Source organism: Acidilutibacter cellobiosedens, assembly GCF_004103715.1.
Taxonomy (GTDB): Bacteria; Bacillota; Clostridia; order Tissierellales; family Acidilutibacteraceae; genus Acidilutibacter; species Acidilutibacter cellobiosedens.
The window spans coordinates 1,569,201-1,595,871 of record NZ_CP035282.1 but is presented as its reverse complement, the minus strand read 5'-3'; the positions used below and the strand labels follow the sequence as shown (position 1 = coordinate 1,595,871).

The 26,671-nt window shown below is 35.4% G+C and carries 24 protein-coding genes and 1 pseudogene; all 25 read right to left on the bottom strand.

Annotation, left to right across the window (positions count from 1 at the left end; translation table 11 throughout):
- Positions 1-11: 11 nt before the first annotated feature.
- Positions 12-1,136 (bottom strand): ABC transporter permease, encoded by a 1,125-nt coding sequence (locus EQM13_RS07590; RefSeq protein WP_128752366.1) that lies wholly within the window; start codon positions 1,134-1,136, stop codon positions 12-14.
- On the bottom strand, positions 1,129-2,373 hold the full coding sequence (locus EQM13_RS07585) for a carbohydrate ABC transporter permease (RefSeq protein ID WP_128752365.1): 1,245 nt from the start codon (positions 2,371-2,373) through the stop codon (positions 1,129-1,131). The genes EQM13_RS07590 and EQM13_RS07585 overlap by 8 nt, the downstream gene beginning before the upstream one ends.
- 22 nt (positions 2,374-2,395) lie before the next feature.
- A complete protein-coding gene (locus EQM13_RS07580; protein ID WP_161567196.1) occupies positions 2,396-3,238 on the bottom strand; it encodes a carbohydrate ABC transporter permease in 843 nt (280 codons plus the stop codon).
- A 43-nt stretch (positions 3,239-3,281) separates the two neighbouring features.
- A complete protein-coding gene (locus tag EQM13_RS07575; RefSeq protein WP_128752363.1) occupies positions 3,282-5,018 on the bottom strand; it encodes an ABC transporter ATP-binding protein in 1,737 nt (578 codons plus the stop codon).
- Between the two features lie 101 nt (positions 5,019-5,119).
- Entirely contained in the window at positions 5,120-5,308 is a 189-nt protein-coding gene (locus EQM13_RS07570; RefSeq protein WP_128752362.1) for a hypothetical protein, read from the bottom strand.
- Between the two features lie 85 nt (positions 5,309-5,393).
- A complete protein-coding gene (locus EQM13_RS07565; RefSeq protein WP_128752361.1) occupies positions 5,394-7,625 on the bottom strand; it encodes an ABC transporter substrate-binding protein in 2,232 nt (743 codons plus the stop codon).
- Between the two features lie 186 nt (positions 7,626-7,811).
- Entirely contained in the window at positions 7,812-8,057 is a 246-nt protein-coding gene (locus EQM13_RS07560) for a hypothetical protein (RefSeq protein WP_114219658.1), read from the bottom strand.
- An 83-nt stretch (positions 8,058-8,140) separates the two neighbouring features.
- A complete protein-coding gene (locus tag EQM13_RS07555; RefSeq protein ID WP_128752360.1) occupies positions 8,141-10,381 on the bottom strand; it encodes an ABC transporter substrate-binding protein in 2,241 nt (746 codons plus the stop codon).
- 98 nt (positions 10,382-10,479) lie between these two features.
- On the bottom strand, positions 10,480-10,665 hold the full coding sequence (locus EQM13_RS07550; protein ID WP_114219661.1) for a hypothetical protein: 186 nt from the start codon (positions 10,663-10,665) through the stop codon (positions 10,480-10,482).
- 171 nt (positions 10,666-10,836) lie between these two features.
- Positions 10,837-11,100, bottom strand: a complete 264-nt coding sequence (locus EQM13_RS07545; protein WP_128752359.1) for a CXXX repeat peptide modification system protein — start codon at positions 11,098-11,100, stop codon at positions 10,837-10,839.
- A gap of 18 nt (positions 11,101-11,118) precedes the next feature.
- The gene (locus EQM13_RS07540; RefSeq protein WP_161567195.1) at positions 11,119-13,308 is read right to left on the bottom strand and encodes a radical SAM peptide maturase, CXXX-repeat target family; all 2,190 of its coding nucleotides are present in this window, start codon (positions 13,306-13,308) and stop codon (positions 11,119-11,121) included.
- A gap of 689 nt (positions 13,309-13,997) precedes the next feature.
- Entirely contained in the window at positions 13,998-15,809 is a 1,812-nt protein-coding gene (locus EQM13_RS07535; RefSeq protein ID WP_161567194.1) for a M56 family metallopeptidase, read from the bottom strand.
- Positions 15,802-16,203: a BlaI/MecI/CopY family transcriptional regulator gene (locus EQM13_RS07530; protein WP_206172927.1), complete on the bottom strand. Its 402-nt coding sequence runs from the start codon at positions 16,201-16,203 to the stop codon at positions 15,802-15,804. Before EQM13_RS07530 ends, EQM13_RS07535 begins: the two co-directional genes overlap by 8 nt.
- Positions 16,204-16,484: 281 nt before the next feature.
- On the bottom strand, positions 16,485-17,381 hold the full coding sequence (locus EQM13_RS07525; RefSeq protein ID WP_128752356.1) for a nucleotidyl transferase AbiEii/AbiGii toxin family protein: 897 nt from the start codon (positions 17,379-17,381) through the stop codon (positions 16,485-16,487).
- Entirely contained in the window at positions 17,381-17,977 is a 597-nt protein-coding gene (locus EQM13_RS07520; RefSeq protein WP_114219538.1) for a type IV toxin-antitoxin system AbiEi family antitoxin domain-containing protein, read from the bottom strand. The genes EQM13_RS07525 and EQM13_RS07520 overlap by 1 nt, the downstream gene beginning before the upstream one ends.
- Positions 17,978-18,121: 144 nt before the next feature.
- Positions 18,122-18,559 (bottom strand): annotated as a pseudogene (locus EQM13_RS07515) (GNAT family N-acetyltransferase); the annotation flags it as partial.
- 225 nt (positions 18,560-18,784) lie between these two features.
- Positions 18,785-19,321, bottom strand: a complete 537-nt coding sequence (locus tag EQM13_RS07510; protein ID WP_114219536.1) for a GNAT family N-acetyltransferase — start codon at positions 19,319-19,321, stop codon at positions 18,785-18,787.
- A 122-nt stretch (positions 19,322-19,443) separates the two neighbouring features.
- Positions 19,444-20,208, bottom strand: coding sequence for an IS21-like element helper ATPase IstB (istB, locus tag EQM13_RS07505; protein WP_114217624.1), 765 nt, complete (start codon positions 20,206-20,208; stop codon positions 19,444-19,446).
- A gap of 1 nt (position 20,209) precedes the next feature.
- Entirely contained in the window at positions 20,210-21,793 is a 1,584-nt protein-coding gene (gene istA / locus EQM13_RS07500; RefSeq protein ID WP_128751667.1) for an IS21 family transposase, read from the bottom strand.
- Positions 21,794-22,017: 224 nt separating this feature from the next.
- The gene (locus EQM13_RS07495; RefSeq protein ID WP_128752355.1) at positions 22,018-22,440 is read right to left on the bottom strand and encodes a hypothetical protein; all 423 of its coding nucleotides are present in this window, start codon (positions 22,438-22,440) and stop codon (positions 22,018-22,020) included.
- A 178-nt stretch (positions 22,441-22,618) separates the two neighbouring features.
- Positions 22,619-23,134 carry a ClbS/DfsB family four-helix bundle protein gene (locus EQM13_RS07490; RefSeq protein ID WP_114219534.1) on the bottom strand — a complete coding sequence of 172 codons (516 nt, stop codon included), beginning with the start codon at positions 23,132-23,134 and terminating at the stop codon, positions 22,619-22,621.
- Between the two features lie 11 nt (positions 23,135-23,145).
- Positions 23,146-24,519 carry a HAMP domain-containing sensor histidine kinase gene (locus tag EQM13_RS07485; RefSeq protein ID WP_114219533.1) on the bottom strand — a complete coding sequence of 458 codons (1,374 nt, stop codon included), beginning with the start codon at positions 24,517-24,519 and terminating at the stop codon, positions 23,146-23,148.
- Positions 24,510-25,169: a response regulator transcription factor gene (locus tag EQM13_RS07480; protein WP_114219540.1), complete on the bottom strand. Its 660-nt coding sequence runs from the start codon at positions 25,167-25,169 to the stop codon at positions 24,510-24,512. The genes EQM13_RS07485 and EQM13_RS07480 overlap by 10 nt, the downstream gene beginning before the upstream one ends.
- Before the next feature lie 11 nt (positions 25,170-25,180).
- Positions 25,181-25,930: a lantibiotic immunity ABC transporter MutG family permease subunit gene (locus tag EQM13_RS07475; protein ID WP_128752354.1), complete on the bottom strand. Its 750-nt coding sequence runs from the start codon at positions 25,928-25,930 to the stop codon at positions 25,181-25,183.
- Positions 25,931-26,671: a lantibiotic immunity ABC transporter MutE/EpiE family permease subunit gene (locus EQM13_RS07470; protein ID WP_161567193.1), complete on the bottom strand. Its 741-nt coding sequence runs from the start codon at positions 26,669-26,671 to the stop codon at positions 25,931-25,933.

Genomic DNA, 26,671 nt, shown 5'->3' with positions numbered 1-26,671 from the left:
TTTCTATACTCTTAGGCAGCGCGCCTTGAGAAAATTTTTTTCCATAAAACCAAATACAGTACCAAAGATAAAAATATTTCCGAAGCCGAAATTACGGTACAAAGGTGAAATACATTTATGTATAGATTTTTATAGTCGGAAAGGAACATAGAAGAAATTTCAGACTTTTGTGAAAAAATACCGGAATAGAACTTAAAATCAAAAACATAATCCGGGGGCAGATATTTCCCGGGCACATAAAATTGAAAGCCGATTATCTTTCTTACTAAAAAAATACTTGCAAATACCATGACTGTCCATTTTATTGCGGTAATTAAAATCTCCGTGGTATTTTCCGATACAATTTCTCCTAAATACTGTTTTTCAGATGCCTTTCTGTATTTGTCAAAACACAATCCGAAATCCCGTATAAACAAACGGCATATAAATATAAAGAGCAGCAATTGAACAATAAAAACATATCCCGTTAAAAACTGAGATATAATATCTTTGTTTCTTGTCATATCTTTGATTTCGTAATCTTTATAGTTCTCGGCCCCCGTATATAAGGAGAATTTCTCCGCAAATCTTTCCGCAAAAAATTTTTCGCATTCTCCCTTTTTACCCGTAGCAAAAAAAACGCTTACGTCCGTATTTCCCTCATCAAAGTTGCTGTTCAAAGGCACATAAATCCTTTCTCTTTCGGAAGCCGCTTTTTTATACAAATCCTTTTCTTCATATACCCCGCTGACCGTATAGGAAACATCCCCAAGGTCAATTTCCTTTCCGACCGCATCTTCCGTATGAAATAATTTCTCCGCAAGATTATTGCTGATTACGGCTTCATCTTTATTTTCAGAAAACCATTTTCCCCTTGCCATATCAAAATTCCAAAAATTAGGATAATTTTCGTCCGTCAATATTACGGAAATTTTATTTTTACCAACGGATATATTCCTTTCTTTTATCCGGCTTATTAGAAAATCTTGGTTAAGAGGCTCTATATCCTCCGTAGAAAACTTCCGTCCATCATCATCTATCAAAAAGATCTCCGCTCTTTCAGGAAGAGATTCAAAAGAATTTATAACATGAATCTGAAAAACTATCAGCAGAATAAGCAGAACAATACACGAAACCGCCCCAATCTTTTTAATCATATATATCACCTCTATCCAGCACTCTTACATAACTCCCGTCCCCAAGAGGCCTTGATGTATACAGCACGACCTGCGCATCATCCATTACCGGCCCCGAAACGGCATAATCCGATCCGTTCTGAGCAGTTATCTCCACCATTACCTTAGATACCTGAGTCCTTCTCCGTTTCGATTTTTCTTCCTGTATAACATAAACGTAACCTTTGGAACCTTGGGATTTAACACATGCGGCAGGAAGAATCGTCCGAAAATACCCTAAGGATTTGCTGTCCTCCCTCTTAGGGTCCTCCCTTAAATCTCCGCTTAACGGTGATACCGTTTCTACCTCGGCAGTCATGATATAAGTCACCTTCTGAGTTATAAGGGTAAATGAAATCATGGCTATCAGAAAAGAAACCATCAGCCTTCCGATCCTCTTTCCGTAGGATTTACCATTCCTTTTATTTGCCGGCTCCCCTCCTCCGCCGGTCTCCACCGCTGCAGACAAAGCAATCCCCTGCATCAAGTCCCCATAGGAAAACAAATATAAAAGAAGGGGGAGTACGGTAAAAATCACCCCGCAGGCAAAGGATATATTTAAAAATTTTCCTGAACCGCTGAGCAAGACCGAAAGAGGCATAAACCGCTTGTCAGAAATAAATATAATTGGCTGTTCCACCATAGACCAATAGTTAATAAAAAGAAGTACTGTCAAAGCAGAAACTATGGGCTTACAAATAGGCATGACTATTTTCATCATCAGGCTGAATTCATTGAGCCCGTCTATTCGCCCCGCATCAAAAACCTCATTATCCAGCCCTCTCATATATTGGGCTATAAGGAATGTCCCGAAAGTGGAAAAAGCGTTAGGCAAAATCACCGCTTCCGGCGTATCCAAAATGCCGAGGGCCTTGAGAGCCAGGTATTGAGGGACAATCGTTGCCTGAAAAGGCATAAGCATCAGAACAATATAGACCCAAAACAGAATATCCCTGCCCGGAAAGGTAAAGCGGCTGAATCCGTAGGCCGCAAGAAGGCTTAAGGGAAGATTGATTGCAATTATTACAACCGTATAGATTACGGAATTCCAAAATCCGATAAAGAAATCCTCCGTCTGAAATAAAGCCCGTCCGTATTGTTCCATCGTAAAGCCGCCGCTCATTCCCTGAAAGGATTTTATGATCATCACAATCAAAGGAAGGAGGCAAAATATTGACAGCAAAAAAATAAATATGTTCTTCACTTTGGGCATCTTCATAGTCGTTGCCACCTCTTTACGTTTATTTTTCAAAAGACTTGTTTTGATATTTCAAAAATACGGAAATCAGTACGGAAAGGGAGAGTACAATAATAAATGCCGCCGTACTGAGCCGTTGGTAATTCAGCTTAAAGAAATTATTATTCATAAAATGCTGGAGCATATACAGTGTATTCGGCGGATAATCACCGTAAAGGCCGTATATCTCCCTGAAAATCTGAAAACTGTTTATCACGCCGAGAATCACGGCAAAGAAAATTATGGGTGAAATCAGCGGTATAACCACTTTAAAAGCATATTTAATTTCCGATTTAGAATCAAGCAGGAATACTTCCCTGTATTCCCGTGAAAGGGCGGAAATAGAACTTGTAAATATCACTATCATATACCCCAAATTCTTGATTAAAAAAATTAAAATAAATGTGGCCATCCCATTGGCTTCTCCGAAAAAATCCACATGTCCGCCTCCGAAAAAACCGATTATGGTATTTGCAATACCTCCTTCGCCGAATATTGCGCTCCATCCCATCAGTGCCGAAGCAACAGGCACGATAATGGGAGACAGCATGGCCCACCTCGGAAAGGAATAAAGTTTTCCCGACATTAACAGGCTTAAAAACAAAGCTGCCAGTGTCAATAAAGGTACTCCTATTGCCATAAAAATAAGAGTATTTTTTGCCGCAAGTTTAAAAGCGGGATTTTGCAGAAGGTCTGTAAAATTATCAAATCCCACAAATTTCACTTCCGAAACGCCTTGGGTAAAAGTATAATAAAAGCTTAAAAGAAAAGGTATTAAATAAAACAGGCCGACTCCCAACAAACCCGGCAAAACAAACATCAAACCGTACCATTTACGTCTTTTCACAAAACCCCCTCCTCGTACATCATTCATTGAGCCTTATCCATATTTAAGTGTTTGAATATTTGAAAAGTTCCCTGTAAGTATAATTGTCTTCCGAAAGTTGTTCATGAGTACCGCTGTCAACGATACTTCCGTTTTCCATCAAAAAAATCCTGTCGCTTTGGACTATTGACGAAACTTTATGGCTGATAAAAATGACTATGGAATGCCTGCTTATTTCCTTTAATATGGAAATTACATTTTTTTCTGATTTACCGTCCAAGTTGGCCGTTGTTTCGTCAAATATTAAAATTTTAGATTTTTTTAAAAGTGCCCGTGCTATATTCAGCTTCTGCCTTTGGCCGCTGGAGAGAGTCGAACCTCCCTCTCCCACTATGGTATCATATTTGTCGGGCAGGGAATCTATGAACCCGTCAAGCCCCGCCATCCGGCATGCCCCGTATATATCATCTGAAGAAGCCCTTTCGTTTGCCAAAGATAAATTATTATATACGGTATCATTTAAAAAGAAGTCTTCCTTCTGAATATATGTGATATTCTCTCTCAAACTGTCAATAGAACAGTTTTTATAATCAATACCGTTTATTTCCATATAACCGCTATCAACATCATATAACTTTACAAGCAATTTCGCAAGAGTACTTTTGCCACATCCGTTTTTCCCTACAAAGCTGTAAAACCCCGGAGAATCCAAACTGAAAGAAAGGTTGTTTATGACCGCATCACTATCCTCTTTGTATTTAAAAGAGACATTACATACATGAACATACTCCGGTTCATCCTTCAATTTCTTTTCAGATTCCTCCATATCCTCACTTTTTTCCGAAATCAAAGATATAAGCCTGTCCAATGAAACCGAAACCGTCTGTTTGCTTATATTTAAACCTAAAATTTGGGAAATTGAAGCAAAAAGCTTATTTATATACGTGTTAAAGGAAACCATGGTACCGATTGTCAGTAAACCGCCCTTGATCAGAATCCCCGATAAATAAATAATATATAAGGAGGAAATTACGGAAATCAGCGTATTTAGCATCTGAATTATTCCGCTCAAAACCATGGAATGTTTTTCAATATCAAGTTCCTTCGATATAAAATTGTCATACTTCTTACATGCCTTTTTTTCAAGTCTGAAACATTTTATACCTATGTTGTTGGAAAAAGCTTCATTTATATATCCGAAATATTTATCGTTAAAAACTTTTCTCTTTTCCGCCAGTTTTTTAAAGCTCTTCCGTGCCGTAATGGTTACAATAAGAGATGCGGGTATATAAAATATTGAAACGGAAGAAAGCCTTATTGAAATCTTTAATACAAAATACAACGATATTGACATGTTAATGAATATGTTTAAAATGCTTGTTATAACATCCAGCAAAAAACTTACGACCCCTTCGGAGTCACCGTTTAATCGTGAAATAAGTTCACCTGTTGTATACTTTTCAAAAGCCGATGCCTTCAGTCTGACGATTTTATTGAACAAATCCCTCTGAGAGCTCTTAACGATTTTAAAAGACACCATCTTTCCCATATAACCCTCAAAAATGCTGAGAATAGTAGTACCTACGGTAACAATAAAATAAATTATTATCAGACGCATCAAATGATTTATATCAAAAGCGACGATGCTGTCCAACATTTTGCCGTACAGAAAAGGGCTCAGATTCCCTATGGACGAACCGGCCAAAATTAAAAGAACAATAAATGCTATTTTAACCCGCTGAGGATAAATATATTTTTTTAAGAACCAGTTGAATTTTTCAAAATCCTTATCTTTTCTCATTTATGCCTCCATAGTATTTTCCTTTTTTAATATGTAGTCATGATTTCTCCGGCAGTCAGGCTGCCGGGAAAATCATAATTTGTCAGTAATCAATTAAAAGATTATCCTGTATGATGACTACATGTTGCGGAACATACAAATGTACAGGTATCTTCACAGCTACCACTGCACAACTGACCACAAAAACCGCTACAGGAACCTGCACAGGTTCCTGTGCAATCACTGCATATAGTTGATGATAATATGGGATTAGTTAAAATATTTTTAGTAACTTTACTCTTATATGACATTCTTATTCCTCCCTTCCTTTTAAAATATAAGATGCGGTTTATAAATACAAAACAGAAAATCAACTGCTTGTATTCTCCTTTATCTCTACTCATTGAGCCTTATCCATACATTTTCCTCCGCTTTTTTGAGAGCATCTTCCAATGACATCTCATCATTTATATAACTCATTAAAGGATCATAAATATCCTGCTTATTGTAATACATATCAACATAATCGATGCGGTCAAAAATATTCATCATCATATCAACAACCTTAAGGGCATCATCACCGTAAGTTCTGCTAAACTCTTCGGCCGCAGCTTCAAGAATTTCCTTGTTTGCCTTGGTGTTAACAGGTTCTGCTCTCAATGTCCTTAATTTTTGAATATCGTCTTCCAAAAGGAAACTTAAAAATTTCCATGCATCTTCCTTGTTCTTTGATTTGTTGTTTATGGAATACATATTATTGACCTGTACCCCACGTTTATTTGATTTCTCTCCCACAAAAATAGGAATATACAAGCTTTCTCCTACTTCTTTGTTATATCCCAAATAACGTCCTACCATATCACGATAATATGTGCGTTCAGTACTACGGTGAACAAACAAAGAACCCTGGAGCATATCTTTTATATCAGATCCGGTATGCGTTTTGACAAAATTCTCGCTTTTCATTGCCGTCTTCAGATCTTTCAGCAAATCAACAAACCATTCCTGATTTAAATTTATCTTCTTATTTTCAAAATCCACAAGCTGAGATATATTGGCTCCGATCATAGGAATGAGATAATCCCCCACATATTCGTTTCCCGTAAACACATGAGAATCAGGTGCTTTTTCCTCTATAACCTTTGTAAGAGAAATAACATCCTTCCATGACAAATTGTTGCAGTCCAGTTTAACTCCCATTGAATCCAAAAGTTTGGTATTCACCTCATAATATGAACGCTTGATACTTATGGGAAGCCCTCTTACGGCGCCTTTTATCCTCAAACCTTCAATGACATCTTTATTGAGTACGTCATAGTTTTTATCCTTCTCTATAAGAGACGACAAATCCATAAAGGCATCTGTTTTAAATACCTCCTCATAATTAAGGCCCGAACCTCCCGTCATCACAACATCTCCCACATCCCCCCCGAGAATACTTAAGGAAAGCTGCTGGCCGTACTGTTCCGTGTTGGCGACAAATTCCTCTTCGCTGTTGTACTTATAATCATATTTCACTTTTTGATCCGGATACTTCATTTCATATCTTGTTATGGCATCCGACAAGAAATCCTGCCTGTAGGGAGCGGTAACAGTCAAGGTAACGGTTCTTTCAGGCCTTGTGCCTTCCTTAGGTTCATATCCATAGTAGAGACAAATATATTCCTCCCCTTCAAAGTAGAACAAAGAAATATATAAATCCTCTTCATTTCCAACAAAGAAATCCCTGACTTGAAGCGAGTCAAGTACATAGGTGGAGTCTTTGCCAAAGGTAAATATATTCTTTTCATTTTTACCGTCGGAAGCGTTATATCTCGTGACTCCATTATCATCCATTACATATACTGCATCTTTTCCCTTATTGTAACGGATATGATTTGGAAGAATCTTTGTTCTTATTGAGTATTCCACTTCTCCGCTTTCAACATTTATTTTCTCAAACCCGTTGTATTTATCATTAAACGGAATATATATTTTTCCCATATTATCTATTTCAAAGCTGTCTATGTCGGCATAATTTTTATGAAGGCTACCGTCCTTATTAAAAATTTGTAAAATAGGACGTGGATTAGCTGCGCTTACTAAATATATATATTTAGTATCTATTCTAAATTCCATAACATTTATATAGCTGTCGTCATTAATCATTCCCCCAAATTCTTTAAGGGCTACAGGTTTCTCGACTTCATTTCCATCCTTGTCAAGTGTTCTTACCAAAACTGCTTTCTTTTCCTTGTTATATTTTACTGTAACAAAATTGGAATTTTCATCAATCCAATAACCACTACTCATAGATACTTCATCAGGTATAGTTGTTATATAGCTCGTATTTTTCATACTTTCAAGTTTTGTCGGTTTACCTTCTATACTGTATATGGCTTTTGCCACATTTCCTTTATAATTTACAAACCGACATGCTATATCTTCAAATACGTTATGTTCTTCATAGAGTTTCTTTTCAACATAATAAAAGAGCTTCTCATTACTGTTTACCGCAGCTGTCTTTTCCACCTTCTGTACATCTTTATTTCGATTATTGCTTACTTTCAGCGCAATAATTCCAACTGTAATTACCGCAAGGAGTACGACTCCCAAAATTACCTGCTTTGTCTTCTTTGATAAATTCAATTATTCCATCTCCTTTTATTCGAATAAAACATACATATTTAAATAATTCTCCTTAAACATCGTTTTTCGCACGCTTTTCATATGTACTGATTCAATATGCTCTTTAAATATGTAATATGTAATCATGATTTTCTCGATAGTTTTGTTACCGAGAAAATCACGATTCATCAGTGACTAATTAAAAGATTATCCTACTTGATGGCTGCAAGTTGCGGCACATACAAACGTACAGGTATTTTCACAGTCTCCTTTACAGCTATTAACACAATCATCCTCACATGATCCCGAACACGTAGTATAACAATTTGAACCACAATTTGATTCACATAGTTTCCCACACTCTCCTTGACAATTTCCCGAACAATCAGCGCATCCTTGAGTTGATATAGGATTAGTCAAGATATTTTTAACAACTTTACTCTTATAAGACATCTTTATCCCCCTTTCTTTTAAAAATATCGGCCGCAGCTTATAATACAAAACAGAAAATCAACTGCTTGTATTCTCCTTTATCTCTACTCATTGAGCCTTATCCATACATTTTCCTCCGCTTTTTTGAGAGCATCTTCCAATGACATTTCATCGTTTATATAACTCATTAAAGGATCATAAATATCCTGCTTATCGTAATACATATCAACATAATCTGTACGGTCAAAAATATTCATCATCATATCAACAACCTTAAGGGCATCATCACCGTAAGTTCTGCTAAACTCTTCGGCCGCAGCTTCAAGAATTTCCTTGTTTGCCTTGGTGTTAACAGGTTCTGCTCTCAATGTCCTTAACTTTTGAATATTGTCTCCCAAGAGGAAACTTAAAAATTTCCATGCATCTTCCTTGTTCTTTGATTTGTTGTTTATGGAATACATATTATTGACCTGTACCCCACGTTTATTTGATTTCTCTCCCACAAAGATAGGGATATATAAACTTTCTTTTCCTTCTTCGTTATAATGCAAATAATTATATACCATGTCACGGTAATATTTACGTTCAGTACTGCGGTGAACAAACAAAGAACCTTGGAGTTTGTCTATTACATCAGATCCGGTATGCGTCTTGACAAAATTCTTGCTTTTCATTGCCTCCTTAAGATCTTTCAGCAAATCAACAAACCATTCCTGATTTAAATTTATCTTCTTATTTTCAAAATCCACAAGCTGAGATATATTGGCTCCAATCATAGGAATGAGATAATCCCCCACATATTCGTTTCCCGTAAACACATGAACATCAGGTGCTTTTTCCTCTATGACCTTTGTAAGAAAAATAACATCTTTCCATGACAAATTATTGTAGTCCAGTTTAACTCCAATTGAATCCAAAAGTTTGGTATTTACCTCATAATATGAACGTGTAATACTTATAGGCAATCCCCTTACGGCACCCTTTATCCTCAAACCTTCAATGACATCTTTATTGAGTACGTCATAGTTTTTGTCCTTCTCTATAAGAGATGACAAATCCATAAAGGCATCTGTTTTAAATACCTCCTCATAATTAAGGCCCGAGCCTCCGGTCATCACCACGTCTCCCACATCTCCCCCGAGAATACTTAAGGAAAGCTGCTGGCCGTACTGTTCCGTGTTGGCGACAAATTCCTCTTCACTGTTGTACTTATAATCATATTTCACTTTTTGATCCGGATACTTCATTTCATATCTTGTTATGGCATCCGACAAGAAATCCTGCCTGTAGGGAGCAGTAACAGTCAAAGTAACGGTTCTTTCGGGCCTTATTCCTTCCTTAGGTTCATAGCCGTAGTATAGGCAAATATATTCATCACCTTCAAAGTAGAACAAAGAAATATATAACTCCTCTTCATTTCCCACAAAAAAATCCTCAACTTGAAGCGAATCAAGGACATAGGTGGAATCCTTTCCAAAGGTAAATATATTCTTTTCATTCTTACCGTCGGAAGCATTATATCTCGTGACTCCATTATCATCCATTACATATACCGCATCTTTTTCCTTATTGTAACGGATATGGTTTGGAAGAATTTTTGTATCTACGGAGTATTCCACTTCTCCGCTTTCAACATTTATTTTTTCGAATCCATTGTATTTATGTTCGCCGGATACTCCAAAAGTAATGTAAATACTTCCATTATTATCTGTTTCAAAGTTGCCTATGTCAGCATAATTTTTATGAAGGCTGCCGTTCTTATTAAAAATTTGTAAAATAGGACGTGGATCAGCTGCGCTTACTAAATATATATATTTAGTATCTATTCTAAATTCCATAACATTTATATAGCTGTCGTCATTAATTCTTCCTCCGAATTCTTTAAGAGCCACAGGTTCCTCGATTTCCTTTCCGTCTTTATCAAATGTTCTCACCAAAACCGCCTTTTTTTCTTTGTTATATTTTACCGTGACAAAATTGGAATCTTCGTCAATCCAATAACCGGTACTGTTCACAATCACTTCATGAGGCACATCTGCTATATTCTTCATGTTTTTCATGTTTACAAGTTTCATACCGTTCTCTGTTTCTATCGCTTTTGCAGTATTTCCTTTATAATTTACAAAGTAGGGTGTTAATTTTTCATGTATATTATGTTCTTCATAGAGTTTCTTTTCAACATAATAGAATAGTTTATCATCAGTATTTACCGTAGCTGTTTTTTCTGCCTTCTGTACATCTTTATTTCGATTATTGCTTAGTTTCAACCCAATAATTCCAACTGTAATTACCACAAGGAGTATGACTCCTAAGAGTATCTGCTTTGTCTTCTTTGATAAATTCAATTATTCCATCTCCTTTTATTTATATTTGTATAAAAATAAATATTTAATATGTAGTTATGATTTCCCCGACAGTAAAACTGCCGGGAAAATCATAATTGTCAATAATTAACCAAAGATTTAAGAACCAGCACCGGCACGATGACTGCAAGTTGCTGCACACACAAATGTACAGGTATTTTCACATGTATCTGAACAACCTCCACTGCAATCTCCGCTACATGAACCCTCACATGTGTAATCACAATCATCCCCACAACTTCTTTTACATCCAGTATCGCAGTCACCTTGACAGCTTCCTGAACAAGTAGTACACCCTTGAACTGATATAGGATTAGCTAAAACGTTTTTAACAATCTTGCTCTTATACGACATGCCACACCCCTCCTTTCTTTTAAAATATCAGCTGCAGCTATAATACTAAGCAGCAAACTGCCTGCTTGTATTCCGCTTTAAAATTAAACCTTGGTTAAAACCTGATTTTTGGTGAAATCCACCCACCAATTACTGCCCTCCCATTTGTATTCCGAACTTTTTGTTTTCCACCAGTCCTCAAACTCCCTTATTGTTTTTCCGTAGTCCTTCAAGAGCTTTTCATAAATATCGGAATCCTTTAAATCAACTATCTTTACCAAATTCTCAAGGGCAATTTTTCTTTCAAACAAATCCTGAATCTCATTACTGTCTTCCTCCGAAAGTTCCCAAACAACTTTTTGATCCATAATTATCCTCCTTTCCGGTTATGCTTTTTTATATCTGTAATAGCTTTGGCCTTGTCCGTTAATCTCTAAAAATGCCGCAATAGGATCTAAAAAACCCAAATCCTTTATTTCTTTTCCGTTGATATAGTTATGAAATACCGATAAATCTTTTAAGTCATTTAACAGGGCCGAAGAAACCGATCTTTCGATGTAGCTTTTTCTGCACTGAAAAGACGGGGATACATTGACTTCTTTTGTATATAATTTGTTGACATATATACAGTCTCTGCATTGATACGCATCGCACAATCTGCAAATATTGCTGTTTTTGGTCTTGTAAAGGCGGAAATCATAGTCTACCGTTATTCCCTCTTCTATATTCCCGATATTGTTTTCCGATTCATTGGAATATACCCCGCAGCAGGTATATATATTTTCTTCCGGAGACAACACGAAGGTTTTATCACCAGCCATGCAATTATCGTGAGAATTTATAAACAGTATGTCCGTAAGCAGGCTTATTTCCTTAAATATCCCCTGCTTTTTTACCATATCCATTACAAGCTCCTTGAGACGTTTCATCTGAGCGGCGTACATTTTCTCATCAAAATTCTTGCTGATATCCGTTATATTCAAATTTATACGGGATACCTTGGGAAGCAAAGATTTCACACAATCATATAAGGAATTTATTTCCGTCTCCGCTATATTTAATATTACATTGTCAAAACCGAAGTTGTCCCAAGTCAAGTTTTCCTTATTATATACGGGAATGATTCTCTTCAACCCCTGTTTTTTCCCTTCTCCCACATACCGAGCGGGAATTATATGGAGAATATCATATCCTTCACAATCTTTGCTGTTCTCAAAATCAAACCTGCTGTTGGAATGAACGAACACCGGTTTGTAAAAATTGTGGCGGGCAAATTTCAGCCCGTTGAGGACGGAATCCTTGTCCATCCGGTGTGTGAAACCGTTTTTATTGTCATAAGTACAATAGCTTACGTAATCATCGGACAGCATGAAATACAATTTTTTACTGTATCCCGGCCTTTCCGGACGCTCTATGCCGTATCTGTTAAACAATCTGGCAAAATAATATTCATTTGCCCTTACCCTTGCTTTGTGCATCTTGCATATATATTTTGCTCTGTAAAAGTTTGTGGGCGTCTTTGCCACATCATAGTCAAACCCCTGACAGAACGCACAGCCCGTTGCAATTTCACAGTTGAGACATTCCTCATCGCTCTGCAGTCTGTTGGATGCAAGCATAAATGGCCTGACCTTTTCCATATCCACCCCCTCTTTTATGTTCCCGACAGGCCATTCTTCATGATTGTTCAAAGAATAACCGTAATACCTCAAACAGGGATATATTTTCCCGTCGGGACTCAATGCCATCATCTTCCCCGCACCGCAGTATGTGGAATCAAAGTCTTTTTCGGTATAGGGATATCCTATGTTGTCATCAAAGAAGGAACAAATCAAATCCTTGTTGTACAATTCGTTGTCCAGTACATAGTCTGCAAGCTCCACCAATTGATCTTCCAAAACTTTGTCGTCCCCTTCTTTCCATACATTTTCAAATACCACATTGGAGTTGACCGTCTTGATTCCCCTATTCCATAAGGAAATGATGCTGTCCTTGAGAAACGGAAGGTCGTCACTGGCAAATGTTACTTTTGTGGAACCGCTGAACTGGCTTAGCCATAAATCAACATTTTTGTTGATGATGTCATAGGAACCTGTACCATCGGGGAAAACCCGCTGAAGGTCATGTTTCTCCTTCGTCCCGTCCAAAGTAATCGACACGGATATTTTGTTAAAATTCTTGGCAATAAATTTTTGAACCGACTCGCTTGAATAATTGACTCCGTTGGTACAAATACTGATTCGATAATTCCAATACCACGGATGATCCAGCTTATATGCTGACAGTTTAAAATAATCACATATCCTGTCTATTAATTCAACTTCAAGAAACGGTTCTCCGCCGATAAATTCCAATATTACCGCTTCGGAAAATCTTTCGTTGCCGGATGCCAGCAAATAGTCTATAAAATCTTTAGCCACGGAAAAGTTCATTCTTTTATTCGAGGATTTGTGAGTGATATAACAGTATTTACAGCGAAGATTGCAGTCATTTGTGACAATAAATGTGATGCTCTGTACGTTATTACCTTTCCAGCTTTTATCCGTCGTACCTACGGAGTAACTCTTTTTATTCACTTGATTCACCCCCTGTAATTTATTGTTTTTCTGTAAACAAATAAAACCCAAAAACTGCAATGTAATCACTCAATGCCTTTTTTGGGTTCTTGTTATTTATTTTATAAATATAAGCTGGACTATGGAATATTTATGATTCGTTTTCGGATAATTTCAGAAGAGTCAAAACTGTTGAAATACTTGTGACTGAATCTATAAATGTCTTATAAGGGTTCTTATGACAAAGTTCTTTTATGTAAGATTTAATATTTAATTTCTTATTTTTTAACAATCCATATGTTACTTTTTATATTAGTTATGAGATGACTCAAAGGCACTTTCTTGCCGTATGCCATCAAATACCAACATTTACTTTTTACTTTGATAAAAACATATATTTCTACTTAATTCAAATTATAACACCGGTATTTTTAAAAGTAAAGATATTTATTATTGAAATATTTTAAAAATAATTAATATTTTTTTATTTCAGTATTATTCGTATGTCAAATTTTCATTTTACCCGCACAAGCAGATGATTTGTCTGCTTGTGCAGGGATTCTCAGTACAACTAATGGAAAATTTTACGGCCGTACTAAGAAAAGATTAAAGAAAAAAGCTTCAATTATGAGCATAATAGCAAGATATTTGATTTTAAATATTAAATTTTCAAAGTACATAATTTACCTGCAAAACGAGAGTAGATACTTTCACTCTAAATCCGATAAAATAATTCCGTGGCTTTCAAGATTGCCGAATTCGTCAGTCGTAATCATAAGGTCTTTCCAATCCGGATATACGGGATTGGGTGAAAACCTATATATGGTACTTTTATGGCTCTTCCACGAATCGCTGTAATCTCCCAATTTTGAAAACAATTTACCTACCATTGCCGGATTTTCTTTGTATTCCTCTTCTTTGATTCCGATTTTGGAGTATATATCCGAATAGCCTTTTACGATAATAACGTTATTGCCTCCCCAGCTTTGCCAGAAGCTGACGTCAACTTCGGGTACAATGCTTACGGAATCCCCGTGTTTTTCGATTTTATCCCTGTCATAAGTATAGGTGACGGGTGATTTTATATTTCTTATAATCGAGTTGGCAGGCTTATCGATATAAGAAATTGTAATATTTTTTAAATCGGAAATGCCGGAAAACAAACATAAAGCGTTTGCGTTTATCTTCTCAACATCATCATCATTAAGGCCTCCGATACTATTTTTTTCAGAAAACTCATATCCCAAATATAGACTCTGTCCTCCATTATGAACATCCTCATCCTTGGTGTTTATAGTAATCGTATTGATTTTATAATTGTCGTTTGGATTGGGAAGCCTGGTTAGAAGCTGATAAACTTCATATATATTACCAAGGGAAATAACATCCGACGTCTGAATTGTACTTAAATTTTCCGCTTTTACATTTATATTGACAAAAGACGATATCCCCAAAGAAAGGCAGATCACCGCCGCTATAATAGCAGCAGACCTTTTTGGGGGCGGTTTGATTATCATGTCGATACGCCTCTTTATTTTTTTGCCTCCGTCGGACATAGCGGCAACTATCCGGTTGCTGTTATCGCTTATGGAGAGAATAGTAAAACAATAATTAAAGTGATCCTTTGAGCTTATCCTGTCAAGAACCCTGCTGTCACAGGACAACTCGGCATCATTTCTTGCGGCTTCCGCCGACAGCCAAACAAGAGGATTAAACCAATATAAGGCGCAGAGAATATTTTCCAAAAGGCGGATGAAGTTGTCTTTTTGTTTGTAATGAATCATCTCATGTATAAGTGCAAATTTGGTTGCCTTGGAATCATGAATGACACCTTCCGTCAGGATAATTGCCGGATTAACTATTCCGATTACACATGGTGAAATCAGTTCATGAGAAAGATAAACGGGAATCCTGCCTTTGAGACCGACTATTTTCGAGGCCTCGTCATAAACGTTATCCGAGAAGTCATACGGTTCCATATCTTTCATACTCTTTTTGTAAAAGGAAATATTGCGTGTTCCAAAAATAAACATTATGAAAAAAATTCCGGCAATCCATATTACGAACAAAATATCGGACAAATTCCACTTATAATCCGCCGATTGATTATTCGTCGGTTTAGAATAGTTGCTGACATCCGTATCAGACGAAGGCCGATAAATACCGCCTGAAGAAAGCCGTGAAATATTGTTCTTTCCTGCATAGGATCCGGAGAAATCGGAAAGATTTACTTTATTGTCAACAGTTTTATCTCCCTTCTCTTTTTCATTTTCTTCATAAAAGCCCGAATTGTCCTGAAATGCAAGATTCAAAATGTGATTTTGCGGCAAAATACTTTTGATTTCAACAGTCCATTGAAAGTTAAAGGGAATAAGAAGCCTCACTGCAACGATTGCCCACAGCGCATATTGCAGTTTAGGGTTTATCTTATTTTTAAAAACAGACCGAATAACAAAGATAATCAGTATCAGCAAAGAAGATACGATTGAGGTATTCATTAAAATATTCAGTACCTTACTCATCTTGATCCTCCTTTTCATCTAAAGCCTGCTGAAGCGATTTGAGCATGGAATTGATTTCATCTTTCGTGATATCTTCACTGTCGGCCAAAGATGAAACAAGCAGACCCATTTTGCCGTCAAATATTTTCGTTGCAAAGGATCGGGTTGCCTTTAATATTGTTTCATTTTTATTTAATAAAGGATAGTATAGTCTGGCAGGAGTTGCTTCCTCCATACGAACGCAGTTTTTCTTCATCATGCGTTTTAAAAAAGAAATAATCGTATGCCTTGACCAGCCGGTCTCATCTTTCAGAGCATCTTCAATTTGGCGGCAGGTTAAAGGGGATTTGTCCCACAAAAGCATCATTATTTTCCATTCACTGTCCGTAAGCTTTGCTTTTTTTCCGTTATTCAAAGTATCACCTCCATAGTAATCAAATGTCTACTTATAGTATATTTATAAAATTTGGAATTGTCAACTATTTTTTGTAGACATATGTCTACTTACAAGGCGGACAAAGGGACGTCAGACTGCGTAAAAACTATTGTATGATAAATCATATGTACTATATACTGCATAAAATATTATAATTGCTATCATATATTGTATATTGAATTTTTCATTAATGATTTTTTACGCATCCTGACGTCCCCACGCCCACACCCACGTCCACCCAAAGAAAACATGTCTAAATATTAAACATATTTTCCATCTTTACAGCTCCAGTTTTTAAAGAACTCATCTTCCTTAATCATCGCAGCATAAGGTGGTATTGTAAATTCAATAATTGTATTAACCACATCAATAAAATCGAGTTCATATTTCAATATTTTTCTACAAAAGTTATCCCACCTTTTTCGAATTTCATCATCTTTAGCTAATCTTGCAATCACGGCAATAGAATCTTTTTCATGAGGTGTCCCTCGATTAGATAACGTTTCATAAATTGCTTCTTGAAGTTTCCTTCCATCAAAATCAAACGTTGTTGCTAAATAATATATATCATAAAAATCTTTCATGCGGCTCGTAGCTTCCATTAAAGATATTATTGAATCTAACTTTTCCGACACCGTAGATTCCAAAGAATATGTTAAAACTACAGGTTTCTTAAATTCCGGAAGAAGCACAGGAAGAGTTCTTTCTACCGGTGAGGGGACAATAATATCTCCCACTCCAAAATCTATGTTAAAGGGTGTCTTTGTCCTTCCGATAATACCAGTAAGATTAACTCTAATACCATGATATTTTTTAATTTCATTAATTATCTCCATACCTCTAATTTCAAATCTAACAAAATCATTTTTATTAGGCAAAGAAATAATTTCATTAACAAGTTTCTCTATAGAATCTAAATCATTTGAATAATTCTTTAAGAGGTAGTCTGCATCAACTGTTGCTCTTGCAGTAAATCCACTAATAGAATATAATAGAAAACCGCCTTTAAGAATAAGATTGTCTTTATAATAAGACTCAGAAAGTCTTCTTATAAATTCCTCTTGACAAAATAGATTTAACAGTTGTTGTAATGGAACACCTTGCCTTCTTACCTTATTCTTTAGTTTTGCTAAGACTGATACTGCCATATCAACCATTACAACCACACTCCTATATACGTTTGTACCTTGTTTTTAATATTGAATATTTCAGCATATTCAAATAGATTTCTTACATTTTTCTTTGAATCTTTAATATAACGCCTTATTGCACCGGTAAATATTTCATTTTCAAGTTTCGTTTCGTATCTAAGAACGTCACATATTGTACGATCTCTGTTATATACTCTGACTTTTATTCCCTCTATTTTTACTGTATCTACACCGATTTCTATAAATTTAGGCTCTAAATAATAGGGCTTTACTACATGATAATCAATATTATACTGCGTTGTTTTGCTATACCTATCTACCGCTATTTGCAAAGCTTGAGGTATTCTATCTGTATACTCATAATAAAAAAGTGCACTTTCAAGAAAAATTACAGCCTTAGGAAATAACCTTGCTATAATAACTTCTTCTCTTGGAATATAATCTGTCAATTCATAAAATCCATACTTTATTTTAGCAATTATGCCTTCTTCTATCAACTTTCTTATTTGACGACTTGAAAATCCTATATTGTTAAGTTCTGATGTCTTCAAAACTCCTCCATGTTTAATAAACTCATTCTTTATTTTATAAATTTTATCCATCTTTTGCACCCCTTAGCCTGCTTTTATTTTTATATGCAGTCTTTCAAGTGCATCTTATCATAATGTTATTTTTAATACAAGAGTTTTATGATATGGAAAAACGGTAAGACATTACTCCTGTCCAAGAACCTTTGTTTATTTAAACTATCTCATATGGTATTCATCATACCAATGTTCTCTGTCACCGTTTCGGCCGAATCTGTTTTTTATAAAGTGAGCTTCCCTTCGCATGCCGCATTTTTCCATCACCCTATAGGAACCGTAGTTATCGGCGTCACACGTGGCATAAATCCGATGAAGCTTTAATTTTTCAAATCCAAAGGATAATAATGCATTGGCTGCTTCAGGCATGTACCCCTGCTTCCAATATTTCATATGAAGTACCCAGCCTAATACTCCTTGCCTTAAGTTGTCTTTCAGATAAATTCCGCATCCGCCGATCAGCTTTCCGTTCTCTTTAAGTGTAATTGCAAAATCATAGTGCAGACGAGGTGATTTTGATTCCCAAGCAATACATTCGTCAATAAAATCAACGGTGGCCTTTTCATCATTCGGCCCCCAGATCATATATTCAATATTATCAGCATTTGATGCGTAAGAATGTCACCTTATTCATATAAAGTAACATTAAATAAGTCAATGTCCAAAAGATATTTTTTATATTTTGAACAGCATTTCTATCACCTTCACAACCTCATTTTCTAATATACCGCCGTTTGCAAGTATGGTTTTGGCTGAGTTCGTTTAGATAATGGAGTATGCTTATTTCACTAAAAATTTTCCTCTATTTTACTTCACACCATTTTTTCACCGAATCTTGAATTCTTCCCTCAATATAGCATAATTTAACCTGTCCCATTTCTTTCCTGCAAAATATACAGCTTTTCTTTCCGTACCTTCTAACGTAAAACCTAATTTTTTCAATACACGTTGCGTCGCCTTATTTTGTTCTAATGTATTCGCAGAAATCCGTTCTAACCCAATATTATTAAAACCATATTCTAAAATTAACTTTACAGCCTCGGTTCCGTATCCCTTACAGCGATCCTTAATTTTTGAGATTCCCAATCCAATGGTACAGGAGCGATTTCTCCAGTCAATATCCTGCAGCGCAACATCTCCTATTACAGTTCCGTCAGATAAAAACACTCCCAAACGAATATGTTTATTCATTTGAACATCTTGAATTTCGTCAAACCACTTATCTGCTTTCTCAATAGAATGACCAATATTCAAGGGTTCAGTCATTGCCTCAAAATCATATTCGAAATCATCCCATAACTTTTTACAGTCTTTTCTTTCAAGGGTTGCAAGATATACATTTTTGCCATTTAATTTCACCATAAAACACCCCTCCCACAATTGTATTTGTCAACCGAAAATTAGGTCAAAAGACCATTTAATTTTAGGTCACTTTCTTGTAAATAAATGTGCCTCTAAAATTTGTGTACAAAGGCACAAATACTTTAAGCTGTTAAAGATTTAATAGATGCACCATTTTCTCTTAATGTTTCTCTTAGCCGATAAGAATCACCCTCCATGTCGACAAGAATTGCCTTGTAAGTAAGTCTATCTATCATCGCACTTGTAACTGTCGGATCACCGAAAACCTCAATCCAACGCTCAAATGAAAGGTTAGAAGTAATTATTGTTGATTTCCTTGCTGCCCTTAAAGAAAGATTATTAAACAGCAGATCTGTCCCTTCCCGGTCAAACGAGGTGTACCCAAGTTCATCTGCCACTACAAGGTCATATTTTTCAAATCTATTCTCAAAATATCTCAAGGTCTTAGCGCTATTGCTTTCCTTCAATGTAGTAACCAGTAGTGGAATTGTCGTGAACAGAACCTTATAACCTGCCATGCAAGCCTTTAATGCTAAAGCAATACTAACCATAGTTTTTCCGGTTCCCGGGTTACCGGTCATTATGATATTTTTGCCTTTTTCGATAAAATCAAGTGTTGCTAACTCAGGAAGTCTTTTCTGCATATCTACTGGGAGACAGTCAATTTCAATATCTTCAATATATTGCCTGTAAGGCAAATGTGCATTTCGAATACGACATTCAATGGAACGCTTATCCTTTTCTTCCATCTCATAAGTTAAAAGCTTATGAAGAAAATCCTCATAATCAGCCGCTTCAGATATTACTTCTTCATAGTGAGTTTTAATTCCTTTAAGTTTCAATATATTACAGTATTCTTTAATCTCTTCATTTAATTTAACCTTCATACTATACAGCCTCCTTGTTAAGCTTTCTTGATTGGAGTGCTGCAAGTTTATCATAAATCGATAATGTGCTCCTTGATTTTTCAGTTAGATGATCATTTAATGGAACAGTAACACAAATTTCTTTTTCCTTTCTACTTTCACAAATCACCTTAACCTTATCAGCACTCATATCCATTGGTGACAGTTTTTCAAGTTCCCTTAAAGCTTCTGTCACAGCATGGATTCCTTTTTCATAAATAATTTCTAAAACTTGTAGAAATGTCTTGGCATCTTTGGTATAATACTGTTCATAGATATATTTGATCTGGGTGTCCGTTTGGAGCAGTGCTGTGCTTCCTTTGAGGGCACCTGGTTTTTTATGTAGAGTTCTAAGATAATGATGAATCTCAATTTTCCAGTCATGCAGTTTAAAACTGCGGTCATGTTTAGCTACAATGCTGTTATCGTAGTAGATAATTATCTTATCTGTAAACATCTTCACTTTTACCATTTTACCAACTAATGTATCCGGCACAGAATAATGATTTTGACTTACCGTTACGGTCGAATATTTGTCAACACGGTTTTCTGAATAAATACTGCTTTCAAACTTAGGTAAGTTAGGAAACAAGTGTTTTTGCTCTTCTTTAAAGATTTCCATCGGCACCAATCCGTTAGATGTTTCTTTATTATTAAGCTTCATACATTCTTCAAAAAGAAACTTGTTTGCTTCTGCAAGAGTGTCGAATTTGTCATTACCCGGCTCACTGAATACTTTTCTTCTAACATATTCTACACTTCTCTCAACGTGGCCCTTTTCATTGCCTTTTGCAATATTCGTGAACCTAAAGTTGAATCCATAGTATATTGATAATTCTGTCAATGCTTTTGTTGGCTCTTTTTCGAACAATCCAACAAATTTCTTAACTGCAACCCTCATATTATCATAGACCATTGTTCTAAAATTACCTTTGCAAAATGAGAAAAATTCTGCATGTGATTGTTGAAATGCTGGAGTATCTTGAGATTTAAAAAGCATTGAATATCTGATTCCGCTTTTAGCAGGAGTAAAAACTGCCATTTGATAAGCTTTATATCCTTCTCCCCCTATATCTAATTTTGCCGTACCCCAGTCAAATTCACATACATCTCCAAGAACATATTCTTGTCTTATGAAAGCTTCACGATGCCTATCCTCGATTGTTTTAACTAATCTTTTAACTGATGAATAACTAATATTAAAATTTTTCTTTAACAAGTATTCATGAATATCAATTTTTCTCATTTGCTGCTTTGACATACCGTTAGCACGCTTCCATTCATTAACCTTTAAGCATTCTTCAATTACTTCAATCATCTCAGATGTTACCTTGTTTGGCCCTCTGTTTTCAGAATTGTATTTTGGTTTTTCAACAATTGCTTGAATTAATTCTTTTGTATCTGTTTCAGGATTTTTTGCTAAAAGTTCTTGCTTTTGATTTTCATACTCATTTACATATTTATTTACAGTATCCTTGCTCATGTGAAGCTCACTGGCAATGCTTCGATTGCTCATACCGTCAATATGTTTAAGTATGATTTTTTGTTTTTGATTCAATTTTATCACTTCCTTCTCTTCCTCCTCCCAGTTTATACTGAAAGGATACCATATTTTCTTAAGAAAGTGACCTAATTTTCAATGAGCCAGCTGACCTATTTTTAGATTAGCATAAACAACAATTTATGTAATCTTTCTTTAAAGCATACAGCCGTTTACAAATAAGTCTTTTTTATAACCTTTAAATCTTATTCCTCTACTATAGATTAATATTAATAAGTTAACGCCTGATACTAACTCTTTTTATTTTCCTTTAAGTATGCTTGACACCTACTAATCCATAATCGTTCGTGTTCCTCCGGTGTTACAACCCTATCAGCTAAATCTTTAATTCTAAGAATATTCTCTTCTTCACACCATTTCATACAAGTCTTATAAAGCTCTATATTATGATTATCAGTTTCAAGATAAGCAAAAACATAGTTAAACCCCTTATTATATGCATCGATCAATCTGGAATAGCCATCTATACAAACTATCTTATTACCTATTTTCACGCAACAAACAACTACATCATCTGGTTTCTCAATCCATGGACTTACTCTATCTATCTTTGTTCCATCTACAGTTAACTGTTCCGGAATTATTTCCTCTATTGCAATTTTGAAAACTTCAACAGCATTATTTATGTCCAGGGACCATATATCGTTTCGCACAAATCCTGCATACATCAGAGTATCATCCGCAACAAATTTATTGTCTTTATTATATGTAATTCTTTTTAAATAGGGATTCCAATAAACTATTTCGTCAATTAAACCTTTAAATACTAAATGTTCTCTGCATGATTTAACTATATCAAAATTTATAATTATCTGTTACGCTAAAATTTAATTAATTTGCTCTTAACTTTTTCCACTTTCTAACTTTAGCCCTAAAGGTTTTAAACGGAGCAACGGTGTTAATATGAATCCATTTCCATATTGGCCAGTTAGATGGCATAGAAGAAGACCACTTTCTGCCTCCTGCTTGAAATAATTCTTCATCGGAATATCCTTCAATCAGCACAATTATTTTCTCAGCAGTGTCATTAAATTTATTTATTAATTCACCTAATGAAAATTTCGAATATTCATTATAAAAACTTTTGTATAATCCGCCGAGATTATTCCACTTATATTCCGGTGCAGGAGTAACAACTACTTTTCCTGCTTGTTCTTCCCTTTCCCAGGATAACAATAAATTCATCCAGCCCAATTGATAAGCTATCATTTGTGATGGAGTTCTCTCAACACCTTCAAGCATTAAATCTCTATCCGTATTATCAATTGAGTTAAATTCACCAATAAACATCATCGCACACTTTTTAATTTCATCTATCAGTTCTTGTCTATTAGCATATTCTTGCACATCATTTCACCTCACTTTACTTTAGCGGACATGGGGATTTTGACCGTAACCAATCCTCCGCCGTTTATGTTGTTGGACAATATGAGTTTTCCGTTATGCTTTTTAATAATGGTATCTGCTACATATAATCCCAGTCCATGATGTCCATTTTTTGTTCTGCTCTCACTTTCCATTGAAAACTGTTCTTGTCCGTGCTTTAACATCTTTTGAGAAAATCCTTTACCTTGGTCCGTTATCCGAATAATAAACTGGAAATTGTCTGCTGCGCTCTCAACAGTGATAGTCGAATCAGCCGGGGAAAAATCCACCGCATTGGCTATGATATTCATCAATGCCCGTTCCAATTCATCTTTATATCCTTTTATATACGCACTCTTTTCAATATCCGTCTTCCAGATTAGTTCTATGTTTTTCGTCTTCGCTAAAGCATCTCCCTGTTCTTTCAGAGAATTCAGCATTTCCATAATATAAACAGTTTCTTTAGGAGCATCAAGATTCGATTCCTCTTTTATAATAGAAAATAAATTTTGGATGTATATCTCCATCTGATTACTGCTTTCTTCTATATAGCGGCAATATATTTTTTGCTCCTCCGTCATATCCGTTTCTCCAAGCAATCCTGCATTTCCTTTGACTACCGTAAGAGGCGTTTTTACATCGTGAACCAAGGCAGAAATCTGTTCTTTTTTCTGCTGCTCCGCTGTCCATTGCCTTTCCAAAGCAGATTTTAAAGAGCCTTTCATCTTATCAATTCCCTGAAGGATCATGTTTATCTCTTCTATATTACTTACATCTACATCAAAATTCAAATCCTGTTCTTCTATTTTTTTTGTTGCCTTTAAAAGGGATTCCAGTTCTCTGTTAACTTTTCGGGCAAATTTATTGGACAACAGAATGATTATAAGAATAAGTTCTGCAAAAAACATAAATGTCATTGTAATTTCCGCATTCGGTAAGATATTTCTTAATCTTTCATTTTTATATTGCATACTTAACAGATATTTAATCAGCAAAATACCTTCTTCACGATGAACATTCATGATATGGCTCGATAACCCTACGTATGTTACACCTTTACGGTATTTATCCCAAATTGCCTTTTTTTCATTATTCGAAAAATTTCCATACAGATAATCCCCATTATTTGAATAAACCCCAAAACTGCACATTGGGGTCAGCAGATCCATTGTTACTTTAGGTGAATTTTTTAATTCATTCAAATTATTTTCAATTATCCTTTCCGAATAATTAGCCGGATATGCTCCAAACGAGGTTCTAAAAAACAGATAGTAATTAACTGTTAATAAAACTATAACAAAAATGCCAACAGTAAAAATATATTTTATAAAGATTGTATGAAGTTTTTGACTTTTTTTTAGTCCCATTTATACCCTACTCCCCAGACTGTTTTAATCGGTTCTTCCCCAAGTTGCAGAAATTTAGCCCGAATGTTTTTTATATGCTCAACAATTGAACTCAAACTGCTTTCCTTTTCAAAGCCAAAGACTCCTTCCAAAATCTGTTCCTTTGAAAATACCTGACCGTGATGCAGAGCTAAAAATTCGCTTATTTCATATTCACTTTTGGTAAAAGGTACTTTGTTTTCTCCTATGAAACATTCCTTACCGGAAATTAAAAATCTGACACTCCCTATATTAAAAGAATTCACCTTTTTTCGCTGTTCTCTTCTGAGGTGGGCATCCACCCTTGCACGAAGCTCCTGAACCCCAAATGGTTTAATCAGGTAATCATCCGCTCCCAATCCTAATCCTTTGATTATATCTCCCTCATCTGATTTTGCCGTAAGAAACAATATGGGGCAATCTACCTTTCCCCTGATATCAGAACACAATTCAAATCCGTCAATACCGGGCATCATAATATCCAAAATTATTAAATCATAGTAATTTAAATTTTCTTGTAAGACCTCATCCGGCCTGCTTATTCTTTTTACATAATGTCCGCTTTTATTTAATATATTATTAATTAAATCTAAAATAGCCTTGTCGTCATCTACAACCAATATATTAGACACAATAACACATCCTATTCCTCCGCCTTTTTCCCTTCCCATTTTGTAAACCATATCAGCATTATTAAAAAAGATAAAACGGTTCCGAATATACATATATTTATACCAAGATGTAAATCCGGATCTACAAAATTGACGTTTTGATATCTCGCCAGTAAGGAACCGATAAACCTCATACTCCAAGCACATGGGGCAAAGGGCCATCTGCCGTCTCCCATACCTGTTAAAAACAATGCCGATATAAGGGATTCAACAATTCCCACTCCAATAGAAATTCCTTTTGAAAACCTAAAACTCAAAAAGAAATGTAAAACATATTCAAACATATTACCCCCTATTAATATGCCAACCACAGCCAAATACATATTCACTGGAAAATTATTCTTTCCCATTAAAGAAAAACCCAAATAAAATCCGGCAACAGACAATATAGTGCTCAAAATCCCCAATAACAAAAACAATGTATATTTGCTTATAAATGATAGACTTTTTGTTTCCGAACTTATTAAAATATTTTGAAAACCCCCAGCCATATATTCCTGATCCGACACCATGGAGGTAATTATTCCAATCAATATGGGGAAAACCATACACAATACCTCTAAATAAGCCGAAACCTTACTATAGCTGCTATAGGGTGCATAGGAGTAATAGCTTAAAAAAGCAATCAGTCCCAGAATGGGAATATACAAATGAATCCATAACATTTGGGTCGATTTTAGCTTTATTATATCAGCTTTCAATAGGTTTTTAAACTGTGACATTCAGTCGGCCTCCCTTTTTCTGAACCATAATGCTGTCAAAACAGTCAATATAATAAATGTAATAATACTTACGGATGTATCTTTTATTATAGTATCTCCATTTAATAAAGGACTGTTTAGAGGAACCGGAAGTCCGTTCGGCAAAATATGAAGGATTGGGCACATTAACTTGGATATTGTCACATAAGGTGAAAATTTTAAAACCGAACCGGTTCCGAAGCTTACTACTCCGATTATCGTCATAGCCATATTAAAAAGGATGGTAACAAACATATTGAATTTCACAGTTAAAAACAAACAAATCGGAATCTGAAACAAGGATGTAAGCACTAATATAATTGCAGCAAATATATTGGCTCTCAATGGAATAGTGGCAAAACTGTATACCGGTATAGTAGCGATTCCACATGCTCCGATTACTGCAATACCTGTCATGAATATGAAATTAGATATAACAAGCAAAATACCGCTATATGTTATTTTCCCCAACCATAAAGTGCCTTTATCCTGTGGATATAAAAAAAGCCCTTTATAGGAAATGTCTTTTTCCTTTGTAATTATCTGAGAAGAAATGATGGTTAACATCCCCGGAAGAAACATAGTATACCACCAATTATATGCTCCGTTTTGACCTCCTCCCCACAAAGAGGTTAATAAAATTGTAAGAAGCGGAGTTGCTATAATAAATTTATTTGCTGACGTTCTTTTGCTCTTTTGAAATTCCGCCTTGAGTATGGCCAT